The sequence below is a fragment of the Labrys monachus genome, from assembly GCF_030814655.1.
Taxonomy (GTDB): domain Bacteria; phylum Pseudomonadota; class Alphaproteobacteria; order Rhizobiales; family Labraceae; genus Labrys; species Labrys monacha.
In genome coordinates this window covers 6,768,640-6,789,490 of sequence record NZ_JAUSVK010000001.1, presented here as the reverse complement: position 1 = coordinate 6,789,490, position 20,851 = coordinate 6,768,640, and the positions used below count along the sequence as shown (strand labels likewise).

Annotated in this window: 17 protein-coding genes; 6 read left to right on the top strand and 11 right to left on the bottom strand. The window is 66.5% G+C overall.

Translation table 11 applies throughout. The features are described 5' to 3' along the window. Positions 1 to 19: 19 nt before the first annotated feature. The 8 genes from J3R73_RS30930 to J3R73_RS30895 all read right to left on the bottom strand — a co-directional run bounded on the left by J3R73_RS30930 (position 20) and on the right by J3R73_RS30895 (position 9,323). The gene (locus J3R73_RS30930; protein ID WP_307436659.1) at positions 20 to 2,035 is read right to left on the bottom strand and encodes an ASKHA domain-containing protein; all 2,016 of its coding nucleotides are present in this window, start codon (positions 2,033 to 2,035) and stop codon (positions 20 to 22) included. Positions 2,036 to 2,135: 100 nt separating this feature from the next. Further along, entirely contained in the window at positions 2,136 to 3,041 is a 906-nt protein-coding gene (locus tag J3R73_RS30925) for a methyltetrahydrofolate cobalamin methyltransferase (RefSeq protein WP_307436656.1), read from the bottom strand. 78 nt (positions 3,042 to 3,119) lie between these two features. After that, positions 3,120 to 4,075, bottom strand: a protein-coding gene (locus J3R73_RS30920) for an IS630 family transposase (protein WP_370879838.1) whose coding sequence is annotated in 2 segments (ribosomal slippage) — positions 3,120 to 3,727 and positions 3,727 to 4,075 — 957 coding nt in all. Because the reading frame shifts where the segments join, the coding sequence is not laid out codon by codon here. A 153-nt stretch (positions 4,076 to 4,228) separates the two neighbouring features. After that, positions 4,229 to 5,161 (bottom strand): prephenate/arogenate dehydrogenase family protein, encoded by a 933-nt coding sequence (locus J3R73_RS30915; RefSeq protein ID WP_307436653.1) that lies wholly within the window; start codon positions 5,159 to 5,161, stop codon positions 4,229 to 4,231. Positions 5,162 to 5,207: 46 nt separating this feature from the next. Beyond that, the gene (hisC, locus tag J3R73_RS30910; protein ID WP_370880057.1) at positions 5,208 to 6,305 is read right to left on the bottom strand and encodes a histidinol-phosphate transaminase; all 1,098 of its coding nucleotides are present in this window, start codon (positions 6,303 to 6,305) and stop codon (positions 5,208 to 5,210) included. Then, positions 6,302 to 7,135: a chorismate mutase gene (locus tag J3R73_RS30905; RefSeq protein ID WP_307436650.1), complete on the bottom strand. Its 834-nt coding sequence runs from the start codon at positions 7,133 to 7,135 to the stop codon at positions 6,302 to 6,304. The genes hisC and J3R73_RS30905 overlap by 4 nt, the downstream gene beginning before the upstream one ends. A gap of 245 nt (positions 7,136 to 7,380) precedes the next feature. Further along, positions 7,381 to 8,745 (bottom strand): ABC1 kinase family protein, encoded by a 1,365-nt coding sequence (locus J3R73_RS30900; protein ID WP_307436646.1) that lies wholly within the window; start codon positions 8,743 to 8,745, stop codon positions 7,381 to 7,383. A 104-nt stretch (positions 8,746 to 8,849) separates the two neighbouring features. Beyond that, complete coding sequence (locus J3R73_RS30895) at positions 8,850 to 9,323, bottom strand: YaiI/YqxD family protein (RefSeq protein ID WP_307436644.1); 474 nt, start codon at positions 9,321 to 9,323, stop codon at positions 8,850 to 8,852. A gap of 319 nt (positions 9,324 to 9,642) precedes the next feature. Here J3R73_RS30895 and J3R73_RS30890 point away from each other — a divergent pair, with 319 nt between their 5' ends. Then, positions 9,643 to 10,104, top strand: a complete 462-nt coding sequence (locus J3R73_RS30890; protein ID WP_307437835.1) for a cupin domain-containing protein — start codon at positions 9,643 to 9,645, stop codon at positions 10,102 to 10,104. A gap of 383 nt (positions 10,105 to 10,487) precedes the next feature. Here the strand turns inward: J3R73_RS30890 and J3R73_RS30885 are convergent, their stop codons facing one another. Continuing rightward, on the bottom strand, positions 10,488 to 11,201 hold the full coding sequence (locus J3R73_RS30885) for a hypothetical protein (RefSeq protein ID WP_307436642.1): 714 nt from the start codon (positions 11,199 to 11,201) through the stop codon (positions 10,488 to 10,490). Positions 11,202 to 11,317: 116 nt separating this feature from the next. After that, positions 11,318 to 12,670 carry an AmpG family muropeptide MFS transporter gene (locus J3R73_RS30880; RefSeq protein ID WP_307436639.1) on the bottom strand — a complete coding sequence of 451 codons (1,353 nt, stop codon included), beginning with the start codon at positions 12,668 to 12,670 and terminating at the stop codon, positions 11,318 to 11,320. Between the two features lie 387 nt (positions 12,671 to 13,057). Between J3R73_RS30880 and J3R73_RS30875 the strand changes: the two genes are divergently transcribed. The 5 genes from J3R73_RS30875 to J3R73_RS30855 are packed head-to-tail and all read left to right on the top strand — an operon-like array spanning position 13,058 to position 19,317. Continuing rightward, positions 13,058 to 14,278 carry an alpha/beta fold hydrolase gene (locus tag J3R73_RS30875; protein WP_307436636.1) on the top strand — a complete coding sequence of 407 codons (1,221 nt, stop codon included), beginning with the start codon at positions 13,058 to 13,060 and terminating at the stop codon, positions 14,276 to 14,278. 21 nt (positions 14,279 to 14,299) lie between these two features. Next, on the top strand, positions 14,300 to 15,361 hold the full coding sequence (locus J3R73_RS30870) for a GTPase-associated system all-helical protein GASH (RefSeq protein ID WP_307436633.1): 1,062 nt from the start codon (positions 14,300 to 14,302) through the stop codon (positions 15,359 to 15,361). 5 nt (positions 15,362 to 15,366) lie between these two features. Beyond that, complete coding sequence (locus tag J3R73_RS30865) at positions 15,367 to 16,383, top strand: TRAFAC clade GTPase domain-containing protein (RefSeq protein ID WP_307436630.1); 1,017 nt, start codon at positions 15,367 to 15,369, stop codon at positions 16,381 to 16,383. Further along, positions 16,376 to 17,287: a TRAFAC clade GTPase domain-containing protein gene (locus J3R73_RS30860; protein WP_307436627.1), complete on the top strand. Its 912-nt coding sequence runs from the start codon at positions 16,376 to 16,378 to the stop codon at positions 17,285 to 17,287. The genes J3R73_RS30865 and J3R73_RS30860 overlap by 8 nt, the downstream gene beginning before the upstream one ends. Continuing rightward, on the top strand, positions 17,272 to 19,317 hold the full coding sequence (locus tag J3R73_RS30855) for a GAP1-N1 domain-containing protein (RefSeq protein WP_307436624.1): 2,046 nt from the start codon (positions 17,272 to 17,274) through the stop codon (positions 19,315 to 19,317). Before J3R73_RS30860 ends, J3R73_RS30855 begins: the two co-directional genes overlap by 16 nt. 203 nt (positions 19,318 to 19,520) lie before the next feature. On the opposite strand, the gene J3R73_RS30850 is transcribed toward J3R73_RS30855, so the two are convergent. Then, positions 19,521 to 20,519, bottom strand: a complete 999-nt coding sequence (locus J3R73_RS30850; RefSeq protein WP_307436621.1) for a hypothetical protein — start codon at positions 20,517 to 20,519, stop codon at positions 19,521 to 19,523. Between the last annotated feature and the right edge of the window lie 332 nt (positions 20,520 to 20,851).

Sequence of the window (20,851 nt, the reverse complement as noted above, 5' to 3'; positions counted from 1 at the left end):
CAGATTTGCCGTCCCCGTCCTATCCCCGGCGCCGGCGCTCCCGCCCGCCCCGGCCGGGACCTTCGCCGTCGCCGGCGCCGCCGCGCTTGAAGGTGACGCCGAGCGCCGCTTCCAGATGGGGGAACGGGTCGGATTTGTGGGGGATCGCCATGGCGGCGACGAAATGGGCCTGGAAGGAAGGCTCGATCGCCGTCTCGATCTTCTCGATGCGGCGCACGACGTCCTCGATCTCCGTGCGCGCATCGGCGTTGAGCAGCGCGATGCGGGCGCCGGTGCCGGCGGCGTTGCCGGCCGAGCCGACCTTGTCGAGCTCGCAATCCGGCACGAGCCCGAGGATCATCGCATGCTTGACGTCGATATGGCTGCCGAAGGCGCCCGCCAGGGTGATGCGGTCCACCGCGGCGACGCCGTAATGGTCCATCAGCAGGCGCACGCCGGCATAGAGCGCGGCCTTGCCGAGCTGGATGGCGCGCACGTCGTTCTGGGTCACGGCGATGCGCGGCTCGCCGTCGCGGATGAGATAGCGGAAGGTGCGCCCGTCCCCCTCCACGCGTGGCGTGCGCGCGGCCAGGGCGCCGTCGACGACGCCGTCCGGGGTGATGAGTCCGGCCAGCAGCATCTCCGCGATCGCCTCGATGATGCCCGAGCCGCAGATGCCGGTCACCCCGGTCGCCGCGGTCTCCCCGGCGAAGCCCGGCTCGTCCGACCACAGGTCCGAGCCGATCACCTTGTAGCGGGGCTCGAGGGTGACGGGATCGATGCGCACCCGCTCGATGGCGCCCGGCGCGGCGCGCTGGCCGGAGGAGATCTGGCCCCCTTCGAAGGCCGGGCCGGTCGGCGAGGAGCAGGCGAGCAGCCGGTCGCGATTGCCGAGCACGATCTCGGCATTGGTGCCGACATCGACCAGCAGCGTCACCTCGGATTTGAGATAAGGCCCCTCCGACAGCACCACGCCGGCGGTGTCGGCGCCGACATGGCCGGCGATGCAGGGCAGCACATAGACATAGGCGCCGCTCGACAGCGGCAGATCGAGATGGGCGGCCCGGGTCTGGTAGGCGCCGTCGATGGTCAGGGCGAAGGGCGCGCCGCCGAGCTCGGTCGGGTCGAGGCCGAGGAAGAGATGGTGCATGATCGGGTTGGCGACGACCGTCATCTCCAGGATGTCGTTCGAGTTCAGGCCGGCCTCGCGCGTCACCGCCACGGCGATCTCGGCGATGGCTTCCCGCACCGCGCGGGTGAGCTCGACGTCGCCGCCGGGGTTCATCATGACGTAGGAGACGCGGCTCATCACGTCCTCGCCGAAGCGGATCTGCGGGTTCATGATGCCGGAGGAGGCGAGCACCTCGCCGCTGGCGAGGTCGCACAGATGCGCGGCGATGGTGGTCGAGCCGATGTCGACGGCAAGGCCGACGCCCTGCTCGTGCAGGCCCGGCCAGATGCCGACGATCTCGCGCTTGTGGCGCACCGCCACCGTCACCGACCATTTGCCCTCCCGCAGCGATTTCTGCAGCAGGCGGAGCGATTCCAGCGGGGCGGTGACGTCCTTCAGGCCCCATTGCTGCTCGAGCGCTTCCTGCAGGCGGCGGAAATCGCTGGAGGGCTCGTGCATGTCGGGCTCGCGCACCTCGACATAATGCAGCGTCACCACCGGCTCGATGGCGATGTCGCGCACCGCCGCGCTCTTGCGCACCACCTGGCGGTGGACCTGGCTGTCGGCGGGCACGTCGATCACGGCATCGCCGCAGAGCCGGGCCTGGCAGCCGAGGCGGCGCCCTTCGGCCAGCGGCCCGCGCTTGGACGTGTAGCGCTCCTCGACCGCGTTCCAGCCGGTGACGTGGTCCGGCGCCGAGACGATGCCGAGCTTGGAGAACTGGCCGTCGCCGACCTGGACCTGGCAGCGCCCGCAAATGCCGCGGCCGCCGCACACCGAATCGAGGTCGACGCCGAGCTTGCGCGCCGCCTCGAGCACGGAGGTGCCTTCCGGGAAACGGCCACGCTTGCCGGAGGGCGCGAAGAACACGAGCGGATGGGTCATAGTCACTATTCCCGGGAGCGCGGACGTCCTCGTCCGCTTCTCCCCTTTTTGCAAGCGCGATGTTTCCAAGAGCGGACGAGGACGTCCGCGCTCGCGAAAACTAGCCCCGCGCGCGGCGGCGTTCGCGGCGGCCGGCGCCGCCCGCATCGGCCGATTCCGGCTGCGGCTCGCGGAATTTGCGGATCCAGCTCATGCAATTGGGATCGTGGCCCATCACCACATCCGCGCCGAGGATGGCCTGGATGTCTTCCAGATGCAGCGGGTTCATGATCGCCGAGGTCATGCCCGCGCCGATCATCATCGGCAGGAAGGAGGCGTTGAGGCCGCGGCGGTTGGGCAGGCCGAAGGAGAAGTTCGAGGCGCCGCAGGTGGTGTTGACCTTCAGCTCCGTCTGCAGGCGGCGCAGGAGATGCATCAGCTTGCGGCCGGCATCGTTGATGGCGCCGACCGGCATCACCAGCGGGTCGACCACGATGTCCTCGCGCGGAATGCCGAAATCGGCGGCGCGCTCGACGATCTTCTTCGCCACCTCGTAGCGCACGTCCGGATCCTCGGAGATGCCGGTCTCGTCGTTGGAGATGGCGACGACGGCGGCGCCGTATTTCTTCACCAGCGGCAGCACGCGCTCCAGGCGCTCCTCCTCGCCGGTCACCGAATTGACCAGCGGCTTGCCCTTGTAGGCGGCGAGGCCCGCTTCCAGCGCCTCGACGATGGAGCTGTCGATCGAGAGCGGCACCGGCACGGTGTCCTGCACCAGCCTGATGCATTCGGCGAGGATCTTCGGCTCGTCGGCGAGCGGGATGCCGGCATTGACGTCGAGCATCTGCGCGCCGGCCTCGACCTGCGCCACCGCGTCCGAGAGGACGCGCGAATAATCGCCCCGCGCCATTTCCTCGGCGAGCAGCTTGCGGCCGGTGGGATTGATGCGTTCGCCGATCATGACGAAGCGCCGGTCGAAGCCCAGCACCACTTTCTGCTTTTCGGAGGTGATCACCGTCTCGGTCATGATCGATCCTGTTTCGCCGGAGGAAATCTGCTGCGTTACTTAAGGTCGCGATCGGGCCAATCGCTAGAGCGAAATTGTTCAGACTGTAGAATATCCAGCATTAGAGAAGTAATTTCTGCATTCGGACGGGGAGAAGCGCGGGAGAGTTTTGGCGATTTCGTCCCAGAGATCGTGGATGGATCGGGTTGCAGCCGCGCGCAGGAGAGCTTTGAGCTTTGCGAAGAGGTTCTCGATCGGATTGAGATCGGGGGAGTAGGCGGGCAAGTAAAGCAGTTCCGCCCCTGCGGCCTCGATGGCTTGGCGCACACCCGGGACTTTGTGGCTGCTCAGATTGTCCATGATGACGATATCGCCGTAATTGAGGGTGGGAACGAGGATCTGCGCGACATAGGCCTTGAAGCAATCGCCGTTGACTGGGCCGTCGAGCACGCAGGGAGCTGTCAATCCCCCGCTGCGCAGAGCGCCAATGAAGGTCGTGGTTTTCCAATGGCCATGCGGCACGTAGTCGATCAGGCGCTGTCCGCGCTTGCACCTGCCGTAGTGGCGCGCCATCGCGGTCGAGGCCCAGGTCTCGTCAATGAAGACCAGACGCGAGGGCCTCAGCCAGATTTGGTTGCTGTGCCATTTGCGGCGAGCGGCCGCGACATCGGGGCGTTTTTGCTCGCTGGCGTGGATCGTCTTTTTTTATATGTCAGCCCAAGCCGCTTGAGCATATGCCACATCGGGGCATGGCTGATGCTGACCCCCAATTCTTCCTCCGCCCAGGCCCGCAGATCCGCGACACGCGCATCCGGATCAGCCGCGACCTTGGCCCGCAGAACCTCTTCATGCTTGGCAAGCTTGAGCGGAACATGATTGCGCTGGGGGCGGGCACTGACCTCCCCCGTCGCGCGCCGCCGCGCGGCCGCCTTGTAGATGTAGGACACACTCACCCTGAAGATTGGTGCGATTGTGCTCGCCGACATCCCGCTATCCAGCGCCCCAAGCACACGATCTCGCAAATCCTGCGAATAGGCTTCACCACGCTTCGTCATGCTTCATCTCCGGAATAGCCCGGAAACCTATGAATCACACTAAGCCATCCAGTGGAATCCCTTCCGATTCCACTCAGACAAATTCCGCTCTAGTCTCCATGCGACGGGATTTGCCCTTGATTGGGTTCGCCCCTGCGCCGGATGTTTGCCGGCTCAGGCCGGCGGCTTGCCGTGATGGCGGCCGAAGTCGGGCTCGGCCGTTTCCTGGCCGATATCGATGATCGACCGGCGCACCGCCCGGGTGCGCGTGAACAGCTCGAACAGCTTGTCGCCCTCGCCCCAGCGGATCGCGCGCTGCAGGTAAGCGAGGTCCTCGGAGAAGCGGCCGAGCACTTCGAGCACCGCCTTGCGGTTGTTGAGGAAGATGTCGCGCCACATCGTCGGATCGGAGGCGGCGATGCGGGTGAAGTCGCGAAAGCCTCCCGCCGAGAACTTGATCACCTCGGACTGCGTCACCGCCTCGAGGTCGTCGGCGGTGCCGACGATGTTGTAGGCGATGAGATGCGGCACATGGCTGGTGATGGCGAGCACGAGGTCGTGGTGCTCGGGCGTCATGGTCTCGACGCGCGAGCCGAGACGCTCCCAGAAGGCCTTGAGGCGCGCCAGCATGCCGGCATCGACGTCCGCGGCCGGCGTGAAGATGCACCAGCGATTGTCGAACAGCTCGGCAAAGCCCGCATCCGGGCCCGAATATTCGGTGCCCGCCACCGGATGGGCCGGGATGAAATGCACGTTCGCCGGCAGGAACGGCGCCATCTGCGCCACGACCGAGGCCTTGACCGAGCCGGTATCGCTGACGACCGCCCCCGGCTTCAGATGCGGGCCGATCGCCTCGGCCACCGCGCCGAACGCCCCCGACGGCACGCAGAGGATGACGGCGTCAGCCCCTTCCACCGCCTCGGCCGGGCTGTCCCGGACCTCGTCGGCGATGCCGAGCTCGCCGACACGCGCCCGGACCGCCGCGCTCGCATCGGAGGCCACCAGCGTCCGCACCAGGCCGCGCGCCCGCGCGGCCCGCAGGATCGAGGAGCCGATCAGGCCGATGCCGATCACGCACAGGCGGTCGAACAGGGGGGCGTCGGGCATGGGACCTTTCCTGGAACGGAGAATGCGGGCCGTCGTCCCGGCGGGGCTATCCGCGCAGGAATTCCGAGAGGGAGTCGACCACCAGCCGGTTGGCTTCCTCCGGCCCGACGGTGAGACGCAGGGCATCGGGCAGGCCATAGGCGTCGACGCGGCGCAGCACCAGGCCCCGCGAGGCCAGGAAGGCGTCGGCGTCCCGCGCGGTCCTGCCGGCGTCGGCAGGAAAATGCACGAGCAGGAAATTGCCGGCGGAGGGCGTGACCGCGAGGCCGAGCGCCGTCAGCTCGCCGGTGAGCCAGGCGCGCCACTGGTCGTTATGGGCGACGGCGGCATCGACATGGGCGTCGTCGGCGATCGCCGCGATGCCCGCCGCCATGGCCGGCCCGGAGACGTTGAACGGCCCGCGGATGCGGTTGACGGCGTCGATCACCGAGGCCGGCCCCACCATCCAGCCGAGCCGCAGATTGGCGAGGCCGTAGATCTTCGAGAAGGTGCGCGCCATCACCACATTGGCGCTGGTCGCCACCAGTTCCAGCCCGGCCTCGTAGTCGTTGGCGCGGACATATTCGGCATAGGCGGCATCGAGCACGAGCAGGATGTCGGGGCGCAGGCCCGCATGCAGCCGCTTGACCTCGTCGAAGGGCAGATAGGTGCCGGTCGGATTGTTGGGGTTGGCCAGGAAGACGAGCTTGGTCTTCGGCGTGACGCGGGCGAGCAGCGCGTCGACGTCGGCGGTCAGCGCCTTCTCCGGCGCGACCACCGGCGTGCCGCCGGCCGCCAGCGTCGCGATCTTGTAGACCAGGAAGCCGTGCTCGCTGTAGAGCGCCTCGTCGCCCGGCCCCAGATAGGCATAGGCGAGCAGCGACAGCAATTCATCCGAGCCGGCGCCGCACAGGATGCGCGCGGGGTCGAGCCCGTAGCGCGCGGCGATGGCGGTGCGCAGGGCGGTCGAGGACCCTTCCGGATAGAGTTCGAGCGTCTCGGCCGCCGCGGCGAAGGCGGCCTTCGCCTTCGGGCTCGGTCCGAGCGGCGTCTCGTTCGAGGAGAGCTTCCAGACCTTGATATTGCCCGGTGCCGTCGACTTGCCCGGCACATAGGCGTCGATCGACAGAAGACCGTCGCGCGGGACGGGACCGGTGGAACTCATGATGCACCTTGGCGGGATGGGTCGGGGCGGGATGGGTCGGAAGGCGGCAGGAGGAAGGCCGGCGCGTGCGACCCGACCGGCTCGAAGCCGGTGCCGGGCGGCAGGGCCTGCGCCAGCGCCTCGATGCTCTGGCCGGGATGCAGCGCCACCAGCAGCGCCGCGCCGGCATGGGCGGGGATGTCCCAGCCCTGCGGCAATCCCGCCGCCGGCTCGGGCAGCATGGCCGAGACCAGATGCACGTCGCCGGCGATCGCCGGCTCGTCGATCGGCTTGGAGAGCACATAGGTCGGCAGCGCGGCCGGATGGCCGGCCCGCTCGACGAAGGGCAGCCGGGCGATGATCTTCGGCGCCGTCGGCCCTTCCAGCCCCCGCCACCAGGCGCCGGCCGCCGTCACCGGCACGAGGCCGAGATCGCCGCGCGAGGCGCTGAGCGCGTGGATGACGTCGCCGGCGTCGTCATGGGTCTCGTAGGGCACCACGAAGCCGAAATGGAAGCGGGCGACGTCGCGCATGGCGGCGCCGCCGAGGGAGATGTCGCCATGCACGGTGTAGGGCGACTGCACATGGGTGAAGGTGGCGATGATCACCCGCCAGATCGATTCGACGATGTCGACGGGCAGGATGCCGCGATGCCGGCCGACGATCTCGCGCATCATCGAGGCCTCGCGCCCCGGCCGGAACGCCGATGCCGTCGCCTGCGACCGCTTGATGGCGATCAGCTGGTCGATGATCTCGCCGCGCTCCATCAGCAAGGCGTGCATGCCCGCATCGATGCGGTCGATTTCGCGGCGGAGATCGGCAAGGGTGACGGCCGGCGGAACAGGGGACATGGGCAATCAGGACATCTGAAAAGGATGGGATGTCATAGGGGGCGGGGCCCTGTCTGACAAGGGGACTGCCTATGGCGGCCTTTGGTTCGGCACGACGCAAAGCGATCACTCTGATGCCGCCTCAACCGGAGAGGGGCGAGGTTATGGATTCCGGCCGGAACCCATAACCGCGACGGCGCATAGCCAGAATGCGCCGAATCCGAGGGCAGAGACCCTGGAGAACCGAACTTTCTTCCGCGGCAGAGCTACCCCAGCCCCACGGCCGCCAGCGCCTCCTGCTGGCGCCGGGCGACCGTTTGCGTCGAGAAATCCTCGATCGCCTCTTCGAACAGGCGGTGGAAGTTGAGTTCGGCCTTGAGATGCAGGAACACGCCGCCGAGCCCGATGGCGGCGCGGTCCATGAACACGAATTCGCGCGGCACCGTCACCGGACCCTTTTCCTTCAGCGCCTGATGCACGGTATAGGCCTCGCGCCGGCCATATTCGGCCGGCGACACGCCGTCGGCGATGGTGCGCACGCGATCGTCGAGCAGCGGCCCGAAGATGAAGCGGGCCCACAGGTTGAGCGTGTCGATGAGATCCCTGGAGAGATTCCGGAAGCCCCAGCTCTCATAGGCGCCGACGACGCGCTCGGCGTCGCCCGACAGCAGGCCGCGATAGAGATCGACGACGCCGCCGACGAAGGTCGGGGGGAAGATGCGGATGCAGCCATAATCGAGCAGGTTGATGCCCGCTGCCTCGCCGTCCTCGCGGAACACCGTGTAATTGCCGAGATGCGGGTCGCCATGGATGATGCCGATATGGGCATAGGGCCGCCACCAGGCGGCGAACATCGCCGAGGCGAGGCGGTTGCGCGTGGCGAGATCGGCATCCTTGAAGGCGAGGATGCGCTCGCCCTCCAGCCAGTCCATCGTCAGCAGCCGGCCGGTCGACAGCTCGGGCCACACGCCGGGGGCACGCACATCGGTGATGCCGAGCGCGGCGAAGGCGTTGCGGTACAGCGCCGCATGCTTGGCCTCGCGGCGATAGTCGAGCTCCTCGCGCACCCGCTCGCTGATCTCGTGATAGATCTCGCGGGTGTCGATGGCCGGATCGAAGCGGCGATGCAGGGCGAACAGCACCTGCAATTGCGACAGGTCCGCCTCCACGGCGGACTGCATGTCGGCATATTGCAGCTTGCAGGCGAGCGGCGAGCCGTCCTTGGCGGTGGCGCGGTGGACCTGGCCGAGCGAGGCGGCCGCCGCCGGCTCGTGCTCGAAGTGGGCGAAGCGCTCGGCCCAGGCCGGACCCAGCTCGGCGATCATCCGCCGCTTGACGAAGGCCCACCCCATCGGCGGGGCCTGGCTCTGCAATTTGGACAGTTCGGCGGCATAATCCGGCGGCAGGGCGTCCGGAATGGTCGAGAGCAGCTGGCCGACCTTCATCAGCGGCCCTTTGAGGCCGCCCAGCGCCCGCGCCAGCGCCGCCGCATTGCCGCCGGACGAATTGCCGCCGCCCATCAGCCTGGCGCCGGCCATGCGGGCGGCGACGCCGCCGACATTCACGCCCACGCTCGCATAGCGCCGCGCCCGGGCCGATAGCCGGTTCGCTTCATCATCATGCTCGGCCATGCCTTGCTCCTGTGTCCCCCCTTAGATAGGGCGGCCCGGGCGAAGCGCAAACCTGCAAGGCGGTGGGCGGGTCCCCGACCCGCCCGTGGCACGCAAGCTGCCGGTCAGCGGACCGGCACACCGGGATCCGATCGCTTCAGCCTGACGATGATGCGGTCGAGCGCGCCGAGGAAGGCGGAGCGGTCGCGCGGAGAGAACGGGCTCGGGCCGCCCGTCACCTCGCCGGCCGACCGCAGCTGGTCCATGAGGTTGCGGGTGGCGAGCGCCATGCCGATCGAGGCCGGCGTGAACGGCTTGCCGGTGGGCGTGAGCACCTCGGCGCCGGCCTTGACGCAGCGGCTGGCGAGCGGCACATCCGCCGTCACCACCACGCTGCGAGGCCCGGCCCGCTCGGCGATCCAGTCATCCGCCACGTCCATGCCGGCGCCGACCACCACCAGTTCGACCAGCGGGTCGCGCGGCACGCGCATGAAGCTGTTGGAGACGACGAAGGTCTTCAGGCCGTGCCGGCCGGCGACCCGGTAGACCTCGTCCTTGACGGGGCAGGCGTCGGCGTCGACGAAAATCTCGATGGTCATGCGCGCTCCGCAAAACGACCCGTTCCAAAAAGTACGGCTTTATCCGGCAAATATGCCGGACGGAGTGGGCGCCTCAACCCCTATACCGCCGCGATCAAAGGACACGGCGCTGGCGTCGGTCGTCACCGTGCAGGAATTGATGTTGCGCGGACAGACCATTGCCGCCCGCAACGACCGGTATTTCACCGTCGGCTATCCCTCGGCGCTGCCGGTGCGGCGGCTGGAGGACCGGTCGCGGCGGGGATGGAGCTGGCAGATGGCTTGCCGTCCCGCGCCTCTCGGCGGCATGCTGCCCTCCGTCGCAAAGCGGGAGAGGGCCATGCCCAGGATCGATATCGCCACCGTGCCGAGACGCAGGGGATCAGGCTACCCGCCGCCCTTCGACCAGCCCTGCGCCGAACGCATCCGCCAGCGCCTCGGCGAGGCCGGCGGGCTCACCGATGTCGGCATCAATCTCATGCGCCTGCCGCCGGGCGGCTGGTCGAGCCAGCGCCACTGGCATTCGCACGAGGACGAATTCGTCTATGTGCTCGAGGGCGAGCTGACGCTGGTCGAGGACGGCGGCGAGACGCTCCTGCGCGCCGGCGATTGCGCGGCCTTCGCGAAGAACAGCGGCAACGGCCATCACATGATCAACCGGTCCGGCGCGACGGCCGCCTATCTCGAAATCGGCACCCGCGCGCCGGCCGACGTCACCCTCTGCTCCGACATCGACATGATGAGCACCAATGCCGACGGCCGCTTCATGCACAAGGACGGCACGCCCTATGCGACGGGATGACGGGCGTTTGAAGCCATTTGCGCGACGCCGAAGCCCCCCTCGCCCCGCATGCGGGGAGAAGGGCTGGCGGCGTCGCGTTTCATCGCCGGGCATCGAGACAGTGGCCTCTCCATCCTGTCGCGACGCCTCTATCCTCGCCCCGCTTGCGGGGAGAGGATAGAGGCGAGGGGCAACGCCGGGGCCGGGCCGCCGTCTCCCTCACCCCCGGTTGCGCCGCCCCTCATCCTCACCTTCTCCCCGCATGCGGGGAGAAGGGCTGGCGGCGTCGCGTTTCATCACCGGGCCGCGAGACGGCGGCCTCCTCATCCTGTCGCGACGCCGAAGTCCCCTCTCCCCGCTTGCGGGGAGAGGATGGAGGTGAGGGGCAGCGCCGAGGCCAGCCTTCAATCCGGCCCGCCGGGCGCGGGAAAATCGAGGACCTCGCTGGTATAGGTCTCGACCAGGGCGCTGAAGGGCGTGCCGTCCGACGATTTCAGCACGGCGCGGTGCTCCAGCAGGAAAGCGGGCATCGCCAGCGTGGCGCCGGCGGGAACGGCCGGGCGGGGTGCCATCTCCCAGCCTTCCGGCAGGGGGCGCCACAGGAGCGTCGCCGACAGCGTCGTGCGGCTGAAGCCGAGCGGCTGCACCACGCGGCCGAAGGAGATGTCGGTGGTGTCGAGCTGCCGGTTCATGTCGGCGGTCAGCCGCCCCGGCACATACCAATTGTCCGCCTCGGAGAGCACGCGGTCGCCGCAGCGCAGGCGAACCCGGCGATAGGCGACGGGCTCCCCGGCACCGGCCTTCAGGATGTCGCGGATGCCGGCGTCCGCGGCCTTGTCCTGCCCGCGCACCCGCTCGGCCGTGATCTTCGATCCCGCCGGGGCGAGGCGATGCGCCGCACACCAGCGGTCGAGCGTGAGCGTGGCGCTGGGATTGCTGAGGAGCTCCGCGTTGAGGCTCTGCAGGATGGCGAGCGCTTCGAGCCGCGTGGCGAAGCTGTCCGGCCAGGACGGGGCCTTGCCGGGATCGAGCGCCCAGGCGGGGCCGGCCGCGGCGATGGCGACAAGGGCCGACGCGCAAACCGCGCCGAGGATCGAACCATGGAAAAAACGCTTCATCTCAAATGATATCCCGTGAAAACGACGGCTCCGCCGGGGCGGCCTGCGTCGGGATCGCACTGTGCCCGCGATTCGGGGCGCCCGAAGGGCGAGCTTGGCCCTCGCCCATCGGCCCGCTAGCGCGCCGCCGTCGCCGCCGGCGCGGCCGGGACTTGGCGCGGAGAGCCATACCACACCACCAGGCAGAGGATGGCGACGGGCACGCCGATGGTCGAGGTCGAGATGAAGAAGGCGGGATAGCCGATGGTGTCGACGATCTTGCCGGACAGGCCGCCGAGGATCTTGCCGGGCAAGGCGTAGAGCGAACTCAGCAGCGCATATTGCGTGGCGGCGAAGGCCGGCGAGGTCAGCGACGACATATAGGCGGCGAGCGCCGTGCCGGCGAAGCTGCCGGCGAAGTTCTCGATGCTGATCGCCAGCGTCAGCAGGCCGAATTTGGCGCCGCTCGCCGCCAGCAGCGCCAGGCTGAGATGGGAGGCCGCCGCCACGATTCCCCCGCACAGCAAGGTGGGCATCAGGCCGAGGCGGGCCACGGAAATGCCGCCGGCGAAGGCGCCGATCATGCCGATCCAGATGCCGTAGAGCTTGGAGACGGTGGCGATGTCGGATTTGGTGAAGCCGAGATCGATATAGAGCGGATTGGCCATCACGCCCGAGACGAAATCCGGCAGGCGGTAGAGGGCGACGAGCACCAGGATCGGCACCAGCATCCATCCCAGGCGCTTGAACAGGTCGCCAAGCGGCTCGACGAAGGAGCGGGCGAAGGCCGATGCCGGGGCTGCCCCGCCCGGCGTTGCGGCGGGAACGGGGTCCCTCGCCTCGGCGTCGCTCCCCGCCTCCGCCGCAGGCGGCCCGTCCGGCGCGAAGGTCGCCGCGATGACGCCGACCAGCATCAGCCCCATCATGGCGAGATAGGCGCTGCGCCAGTCGAGGAAGTCGGCGAGATAGAGGGCGCCGGCGCCGGCGCTCAGCAGCGCCAGGCGATAGCCGAGCTGGTAGCAGGCCAGCATCATGCCCTGGCTCTCGGGCACGGAGACATCGATGCGCCAGCCGTCGATCACCACATCCTGGCTGGCGGCGCAGAAGGCGGTGAAGGCGGCGCAGGCGATGGTCGGCCACAGCGCCCGGCCGGGATCGTTGAAGGCGAGGCCGATGAGGCCGAGCGCCACGCCCGCCTGCGCCATCACCATCCAGCCGCGCCGCCGGCCGAGGAAGCGCGCCGGCCCGGGCGGATCGAAGCGGTCGATGAAGGGCGCCCAGGCGAATTTGAGGCTGTAGGCCAGCGCCACATAGCTGATCAGCCCGATATCCGTCAGCGAGACCCCGGCCTCCCGCAGCCGGGCCGACTGCGTCGAGAAGATCAGCAGGAAAGGCAGCCCCGAACTGAAGCCCAGCGCCAGCATGAAGGCGAGCCGGCGATCACCGGCGATGGTCTTCAGGAAGGCGAGGAGCTTGGGGATGGGATTCATGGATTGGTTCTAGCGTCCGGCGGTGGAGAGGCCAAATGGTTTCGAGGGGGGTGAGTATGGAGGTATCTTTGCCCGATTTGGAGGGGAAGATCTGGGGCGAATTTGGGTGAATTGGCGCGGATTTGAACAATCCGCATTGCTCGCCTTGGGCCAATTGCAGACATTGACATATGAAAGGTTAAACGTCCGAAATGGGGCCGAAAGCATCCTGGCCGCTTCTCGGAGACCCGCCGCAGGAAGCGGACGTTCGTTCAGCTGCGCGCCGAAGTTAAATTTGACCCAAGCGAGGAAGCACAGTTGTCCTCCTGCGCTTCTGAAAAGCAGACCTCCGTTCATGTGGGCCATCGCGGCCGTACCTGACGGATGTGCGCACGAAGTAGTTAATGCGTGCAGTTTGGCGGCTTTTTTGCTACGCCAAACGACGTTGGCGAAGGGGGCGCGATGAAGGGAGAATGGATTAAGCGCGGATCGCCGACCGCGCCCGTCATTGTATTCATTCATGGCGTCCTGTCGAGCGGTGAGAGCTGTTGGCGGCACCCTAGCGGAGCCTACTGGCCAGAGATTGTCGCCAAGGATCCAGAGATGTCGGATCTTGGCGTCTACGTCTTTACTTATCGAACTGGATTTTTTTCAGGTAGCTACCGCCTTGCCGACGCTGTTGACGCGTTGAAGGAATATCTAATACTTGATGGAATAACCGGCTTGACGGGAATTGTATTTGTGTGCCACAGTATGGGCGGGATCGTCGTCCGCAAATACTTGGTTTCGCGAGCCACTGAGCTGATCGAGCGCCATGTACAGGTCGCATTGTTCCTTTTGGCATCGCCGTCGCTCGGAGCAGATTATGCTGACTGGCTTAAGCCACTCGCAAAGATTCTTGGACACTCTCAAGGTGATGCTCTGCGTTTCGCCCGATCCAACATCTGGCTGGCTGACTTAGACCGCGACTTTCTTAACCTTAAGGAGCAGGGTCGCCTCTCGATCGTAGGAAAGGAGCTGATCGAAGATCGCTTCATCGCTTTTCGGTGGTTTTGGCGCAAACAGGTCGTCGAGCCATTCTCTGGGGCGCGCTACTTTGGCGAGCCGTATAAGGTGCCGGGATCAGATCATTTCTCGATCACGAAGATCGAGACTGAACATGCGATCCAACATCGCCAACTCAGACACTTCATCACAGAATGGCGCCGGACAAAAATAGGAGCGACGACGTCTCACAATTCTATCGAGAAAAGCCATATCAACCCGGTAGAACCAAGCAACGACTCATCCCCCATTTCCGCGCACGACATGGAATCCGGAGAATTACAAGGGCTAAACTCGGATGTTCGACTTTCCGAAACCTCGCTTTCCATCGTTGACGAGGCGGTAGGGCCCGCCTTCCACACGAACCCTGAGGTAACCATGGCCGACCCCGCGACCAGCCATCTCATCGACCGCTTCTGGGATTTGGACGCAAGCGACCGGCGCGAGATCGTGCTCGAACTTGGCCTGATCAGTGACGGGGAGATCAATCTGCCGGAGCAGCAGCGCTACGATACCGCACTGATCCGCGCCTCCGAGCGCAACCTCCTCGATCGGCTTGAGCAGCTGGTCGAGGAGAGAGAATGAAAAACGGGAGCGGGACTGGAGATGCACGCGGACTTTCCGAAACTTTATTCCGAGATCTCGACCAACGGTGCGCAGAGGGACCTGCGCTGGAACGGGGTGGAGGCATTCGCCGCCAGCTACGCGCCCGCCCGGATCGAGATGCTCGCCCGCCTCGTCTTCGACACCAAACCGCCGGCCGGCGGTCACCAGCAGGATGATCTGGCGACCGAGTTGACGGCCTTCCACAAGGCGTTCTCGGATGCCGATCCGTCCATCGAGCAGGGCGCGCGACAGGACCAGATTCTCTCGGCGGCAGCGCTGATGCTGTACTTTGCCACAAAACCGAAGGCGGCGATGGCGGTGACCACGACCGCCTGCGGCGGCGCGCGCAAGGTTGCGCTGCCCGTCGATCTGGTGACGGCAGCCGAGAACGCGCTGTCCCAGCTTGCTGCCAGTCGGCGAAAGCGGCCCGACCTCAGCACGGTCGAGATTGAGGCTCCGGAACTAGAATACGAACTGGATTTCTCTGCAGTACAGGCCAGCGCGCCTGCGACGTTCCAGAATGTATTCGATCAGATTGCCAACGCGATGGACCAAGCCCTCGGCGACGTAGTCGCCAAGTTCAACGCTTACACGAAGCTCTTGGTCAACGCCGGCAAGAAGGCGGACGAGGAGCTGGATATGCTCTCCTGGGTATTCGGGCAGAGGGCCCTGCTGCCGAACCAGTCGTTCGACGAGATTCAGGCCGATCAGAAGCCACTAGTGTTCGCACGCGATCTAGCATCGCTGACCACGATCTATCCTGGTCCCAACTCGGTGCCGGCACTATTGGCGCGCGCTGGAGTCAAGTCCACCGGCAAGCTAAGGATCGTCGATGCGGTGAATGCCGTCACGGATCAGTGGACCGCAGCTGTCCTGAAGAACCGTACGCCGTCCCCCGCGACATCTCCCATCCACTTCGCCATCGTGAAACGTCAGGAGACCGGTGCCGGTGACGGATGGCACGCGGGCTGGGCTGCGATCACCGGGATCGATCTCTGCACGGAGTTGTCCCCGACGACGCTTGCGGAGCTCTTCTATCGCGAAATCCTCTGGCTGCGTTGATACCAATGGCTCAGGAAGAGGTGATCTGCGCGAACCGCGACTGCCGCATCGCTCAAGGCGGCAAGTGCGTAGAAGGCCAGGATGATCTCGCCAAGTGCCCCTACTACGGCAGGGAGCCCGAGGAGATCGACGACGAGCAAGACGATGACAGTCAGAATGCTGCTGCCGCGTTCGACGGCGTTCACCTGCCCGATGCGCTCCCGCTCGAGAGCGGACGCGCCGACAAGGTGCTCGCCATGCTGCCCTCACGCATGATCGGCGTGATAGGTGTTCACGATTCCGGCAAAACTAGCGTAATCGCAGGCCTGTTCGACCTATTGCAGCTGGGTCCGGTCTCCGATTGCACCTTCGCTGGATCCTCAACGCTGCACGGATTCGAGATCATATGCCACGATGCGAGGGTCGCGTCGGATCGGGATGAGCCGCACTCCGAGCGCACCAAGCGAGGCGAGGTTCGGTTTTATCATATAGACGTCCGGCGCGAGGGTGCGCTCCAGTCACTGCTGATCGCGGATCGGTCGGGCGAGGAGTACGAGGAGGTCGCCGACCTCGCCGCGAACGCCATCGGCATGTTTGAACTCCGGCGGGCGGACGTGATCACCGTGCTGGTGGACGGCCGTCGGCTGGCATTGCCGAGCGATCGCGCGGACGTCATGGGCGCCATACCGCTCATCATCCAGGGCATGATCGAAAACGGCGCGTTCCTGAGGAAACCAAACCTCGCTATCGTACTGACCAAGAACGACGCGGTGCAGATCTCGCCCCGCAAGGACCGAGTGGAGCAGGACTTCCGCGCCCTCGCTGACAGTGTCCGGGATGCGTTCGCCGATCACTTCGGTGAATTCGGCTCGTTCGTCACCTCCGCCTCGCCTAAGGACACGATCGTCGTGCGCGGCGCGGGGCTGGGCGAGATGCTGGACTTCTGGATGAAGCCGAGCGCGGAACCTAAGGGCGCACGGGTCCATTACCGTAGTGGTCGCGTGTTCGATGGCCTCGCGATCGAGGAGACGGACTTTGGCTGAAGGCGGCAAGCAACGCGTCTCCATTTCGATCATCGGCCTGCCCGAATCCGGCAAGACGACCTTCCTCGCGGCCCTATGGGAGCTAGTGAACGAACGTCGCATCGCGAAGGTGCTATCCTTCGACTCGATTGGGGAGAACGACCACAGCTACCTACGCAAGATCGTTACAGTCTGGCGAAGAGCAACCGAACAAGCGCGGACTAGGCTCACTGGCCTGAGCGCTGTGAGGATGAACCTTAAGGACGGCGACGGCAACGTGGTCGAGGTTGTGATGCCCGACGCGCCCGGCGAGGACTTTCGCGCGATGTGGGAGGACCGCGAACTCGGGCGCGTGCTGGGAGAAAGTCTCGCCGGCGGTAATATCATGCTCCTAGTCAATGGCAACAAGATCAAGCCGCCCGCCTGGGTCACCGAACGGGCGGCGCAACGCAGGGCGACGGGCAGGCAGAAGACTCAGGCTCTTCCCAAGGAATGGCATCCGAGCCTTGCCCCGACCCAGGTGCAATTGGTGGATCTGCTTCAGCTAATCTCGCACGCTCCTGTGGGACGGGCCGGCCGCAGGATCGTCGTCATGATCAGCGCCTGGGACAAGGTCGAGGGAGAGAGGCTCACGCCGGACACTTTCTTGGCGGCCAAGCTGCCCCTACTCGCACAGTACCTTGAAGCCGGTCGCGACGGTTGGACCAGCCGGGTGTACGGCGTCAGCGCCCAGGGCGGAGAGTACGATGGGAACGACGCCAACTCAGAACCGGCCGAGGGTGAAGGTCCGATGAAGAAGACGCAGAAGCGTCGCGATGCGAACCGCCTGCGTGAGGTGGACATACCGGCCAACCGCATTCGCCTAGTCCTCGGCGAGCGGGAGTCGAACGATCTGACCGAGCCGCTGCAATGGCTAATGCGTTGAGCAGAGACCGCATAAGGGTCGATCAGGCGCTCCACGGCTACAGCGAGGGCCACCGTCTCATCAACGGGTCGTTAAAGCTCCCGCAGCCTGACGCACGCACGATGTTGGTGCTGAGCGACGCCTCCGCCAGCGGAAGTCGCATCCCGTTGGGTGGTTACCTCACCGGTTACCCGCTCTCGGAATCGGGCAAGTACGTGCTCGCCCGCACGTGGGCCGCTCCGGAAATGAGCAGGCCAGGGTGCGTGTGGACCCACTCGCTCCTGATTGACTTCGCGGACCTCGCACGCCTCGGCTCGGCGGTCGGCCTGCTCAAGTGCTTCCAGCGCCCTGCCGGGGGAGGCGGCTCCGGCTTCGCCTCCCGGCTGGAGGTCGAGGTGACGAGAATTTCCACGGCGGTGCCACCTCCCGATCTCGGGCGAGTCGGGCGGTGGGTCAGCGCGCTCTACGGCAAACCGAGAAGTAGGATCATCGCCGAACGCGAAGGTCCCGACGACGACGGCCTCGTGGTGGCGATCTGGATGCAGCAGTGGCCTCGACTGCGGCGCGCCTTCCGCTTCTGCTCGTTCGCGGCGGACGATCGCTCTACGTCGGCTGACGTGTTCGACCTCCAGCTGATGGACGCGGGCCGATCGAGTCGCCCGAGGATTCCAGAAGGCGTCATCGCTTCCGCGGTCGAACGGGGCGACTGGGTCGATACCCTCCTCGACGACCTCAAGTTGCCGGCTCGATCCGACCTGCGGCAATTCTTGCGCGACGTGGGTTCCGACGTCACCAGTGGCCGGGCGGCGATGGTTCCGCTCGTTCATCTGCACGTAGCGTTGGAGCCGAATGCCGGTCCATTAAGGTTGGCGGACGCCATTTCCGAACTCGACCGATTGGGTTCGGCTCAGGGGCGCATGGGACGCGCCGCGGCCGCTCGCGTCGTGCTTTCGCGATTGGACCTGGACGACGCCAGACTCTTCGACTTCGCGTTGCAGCAGGTGCGGGCCGACCGCGACCTTCTTGGAATTGAGCCGGCCATCGTCGGTCGGGCTCTCCTGCGATGGAAGCCGTATCTGCTCGCCGACGGCCTCACCCACGAGGATCCGCTGTACAGGGCGGTCGAAGCCGCGCTTCCGCAAGTCGATACCGATGATCTCGTGGCCGTCATCGAGGCCGTGCCCGGCGCGGCCGCAGCGGTGCTCTCTTCCCGTCGGGACGTCCTCGAGCGCGCGTCGTTTTGGCGAGTCACCTCTATCGACGCCTTCAGTCTGATCCGCTCGCTTGATGCCGATCAGGATCACTCGGCTCTTATCGTAAGGGCGCTCGCGGAGGCGGGCCGCGACGATAGTTCGCAGGTGGTTGTCGAGCGCTTCGGCATTGGTCCGGTGGTGACCGCCCTATCGGGGATGGACGTCGCCGGTATCCGCTCAAGAATGGGCTGGGTTCGCGCCATCGCACAGCGGACGAACGAGCTAGCGGAAGGCATGGTGGACGGAAGGCTGTCGCACAGGCCACTACTTTTAATCCTCGCCGAAATCCTCGACCCTGACGCCGTGCCGAACAGCGTAGGGACTGACCCATGGGTGGCGGCCGTCGAACGCACGAGGACTACGGACGACGTGTCGGCCGAGGACCTGCTCGCCGCCTTCCTATTCAACCGCGCCAGAGGATGGCGATCGGAGTCGACGGGCAGGCTCTTCTTCCTATCCGTACAACGTCTCCACGAGGCCCTGGCCTCCGAGCGCCTCACCAGCGAGGCTTGGCGCATCGCCAAGCAGCGACTTCCATATGGGTCGGTATGGCGCGATTGGGATCAGTGCGAAAAGCTCCGTCACGCCGTCGTAGACAATTTCATCAACCGGGAGCTGCCCCCAATCGAATTCGGGACAGTGGTCGACGATGGCAATCTCTGGAAGGAGTTGGTCGATCTCGCCGCCGACAGCTCGCGGGGGCGCCGGTATCTGGACAAAGTGCGCACCGCACTCCGTGATGGTCACAAACGCTGGTGGATCGAGCGCGCGGAGCTGATCGATCGCAAAGTCACGTAGCGGGGAACTGCGGATCAGGTTGCTAAAGCGGTGATCGTGTCTCAGGAAGTGATGTAGCTGGACGGAGCAAGGCCGTTTGCTCGCCTTGCGGACGGTCGATAGCCTGCCACGCCCGTCTCCGCACTCCGATCGGCGGGTCAGCGCCAGAATCTGGAATGCCGGCGCCAGAGCCCGCATCTACCTCCACGCACTCACCCCTCCCCTCACGGGTCCTTGCAGATCGGCAGCGGGCGGGGCGGGGGGGCGGGGTGGTCCTGCTTGTATTGCGCGATGATCGGCTCCAGCGTCTGCCGCGGCCAGAAGCGCGGGGCGCCGATTTCCTTCAGGCAGGAGGCGTTCCAGTAGGAGCCGGCCTGCGCCGGGGAACGGCCGCCCGCCACCGCCTGCGCCACGGCGCGGATGTCGCGCGATTCGGGATAGATGTAGAGCGTCGTCGGGTTGCCCTGCAGCATCGGGATCATCTGCTGGGCGTCCGCGGGCGACCAGCTGGTGCAGCCATTGCTGCGGCCGCCGGCGTAATCCCTGAGCTTGCCGACCGGCACATAGCCGTCGCGGTCCGCATAGGGGTTGCCCGGGGCCTTGCGCAGGCACAGGCCCGCCAGCAGCCGGGCCGCATGGCCGCCGATGACGCGCTGGCGGGCGTTGGCGGCCTCGCCTTCGCCGTCGAACTGCACGAAGGAGCGGAAGAAGGCGGCCTCCCGCGTCGCCGAGACGCGATAATAGCCCTTGAAGGAGGTCTTGGTGTCGGCCGTCACATAGGCGCCGCCGGCCGTCAGCTCCGAATCCTGGGCGTTGCCGAAATTCTTGGCGCAGCGCCGGCCGTTTGCGAAGTTCACGGCGCCCTTCAGATCGCGGCCGCCGCCATGGCCCGCCGAGATGGCGCGGAACACGCCGTTGCCTTCGCAGATGACGTAGAAGCGCCGCCCCAGGACGCCGCCGCCGAGATCGCCGGGGCGCGTGGCGTCCATCGCGAGGTAGCAGGGATTGCGCACCTCGCCCTCGGCCCGCTTCTGCAGATAGAGCGCCCGCGCCCGCTGCAGCACCGGCCAGGCGATCTGGCCGTCGTCCGGCCCGATATGGGCCTGCAGCCAGGCCGGCACGCCGGACGAGGACTGCGCCGCGGCCGAGGAGGGCGCCGACAAGGCGATGGCGAGCGCGCCGAAGAGCGTGACCGCCGTGGCAAGGAGAGACGTTAACCGCACGGGACCAATTCTCCTGTCGAAATGTCTTGCGAGGGCTCGCCGCCTTCCAGCGGCGAACCGGTCATCGAGGGTGCCCCACCGACAGCCTGCACGAGAAGCGTGAACAGAAGCTGACTTCGGTATAGCGCATTGCCGGGCGGCACGGCCAGAGCGCGCGAGGCGGTTCGGGCCGCGCGGCGCAACCGGAGGCGCGATTGCCGGTCGCGGGCTTGGGGATGGGGCGTTCGCGGGATGGGAAGACGGTCGATCGGGGATCACCCCTCCGGGCCGCGGCGCCTATTTTGCGCTTGCGGGCGTCCCGCCATTCCCCTCGCCGGTCCGATCCTTTATGG

What these genes read in the sequence shown, in the direction of transcription:
- J3R73_RS30855 (WP_307436624.1), top strand. Translation starts at nt 17,272, where the DNA reads ATGGCTAATGCGTTGAGCAGAGACCGCATAAGGGTCGATCAGGCGCTC.
- J3R73_RS30885 (WP_307436642.1), bottom strand. Translation starts at nt 11,201, where the DNA reads ATGAAGCGTTTTTTCCATGGTTCGATCCTCGGCGCGGTTTGCGCGTCG.
- J3R73_RS30925 (WP_307436656.1), bottom strand. Translation starts at nt 3,041, where the DNA reads ATGACCGAGACGGTGATCACCTCCGAAAAGCAGAAAGTGGTGCTGGGC.
- J3R73_RS30895 (WP_307436644.1), bottom strand. Translation starts at nt 9,323, where the DNA reads ATGACCATCGAGATTTTCGTCGACGCCGACGCCTGCCCCGTCAAGGAC.
- J3R73_RS30900 (WP_307436646.1), bottom strand. Translation starts at nt 8,745, where the DNA reads ATGGCCGAGCATGATGATGAAGCGAACCGGCTATCGGCCCGGGCGCGG.
- J3R73_RS30915 (WP_307436653.1), bottom strand. Translation starts at nt 5,161, where the DNA reads ATGCCCGACGCCCCCCTGTTCGACCGCCTGTGCGTGATCGGCATCGGC.
- J3R73_RS30880 (WP_307436639.1), bottom strand. Translation starts at nt 12,670, where the DNA reads ATGAATCCCATCCCCAAGCTCCTCGCCTTCCTGAAGACCATCGCCGGT.
- J3R73_RS30865 (WP_307436630.1), top strand. Translation starts at nt 15,367, where the DNA reads ATGGCTCAGGAAGAGGTGATCTGCGCGAACCGCGACTGCCGCATCGCT.
- J3R73_RS30930 (WP_307436659.1), bottom strand. Translation starts at nt 2,035, where the DNA reads ATGACCCATCCGCTCGTGTTCTTCGCGCCCTCCGGCAAGCGTGGCCGT.
- hisC (WP_370880057.1), bottom strand. Translation starts at nt 6,305, where the DNA reads ATGAGTTCCACCGGTCCCGTCCCGCGCGACGGTCTTCTGTCGATCGAC.
- J3R73_RS30905 (WP_307436650.1), bottom strand. Translation starts at nt 7,135, where the DNA reads ATGTCCCCTGTTCCGCCGGCCGTCACCCTTGCCGATCTCCGCCGCGAA.
- J3R73_RS30870 (WP_307436633.1), top strand. Translation starts at nt 14,300, where the DNA reads ATGCACGCGGACTTTCCGAAACTTTATTCCGAGATCTCGACCAACGGT.
- J3R73_RS30890 (WP_307437835.1), top strand. Translation starts at nt 9,643, where the DNA reads ATGCCCAGGATCGATATCGCCACCGTGCCGAGACGCAGGGGATCAGGC.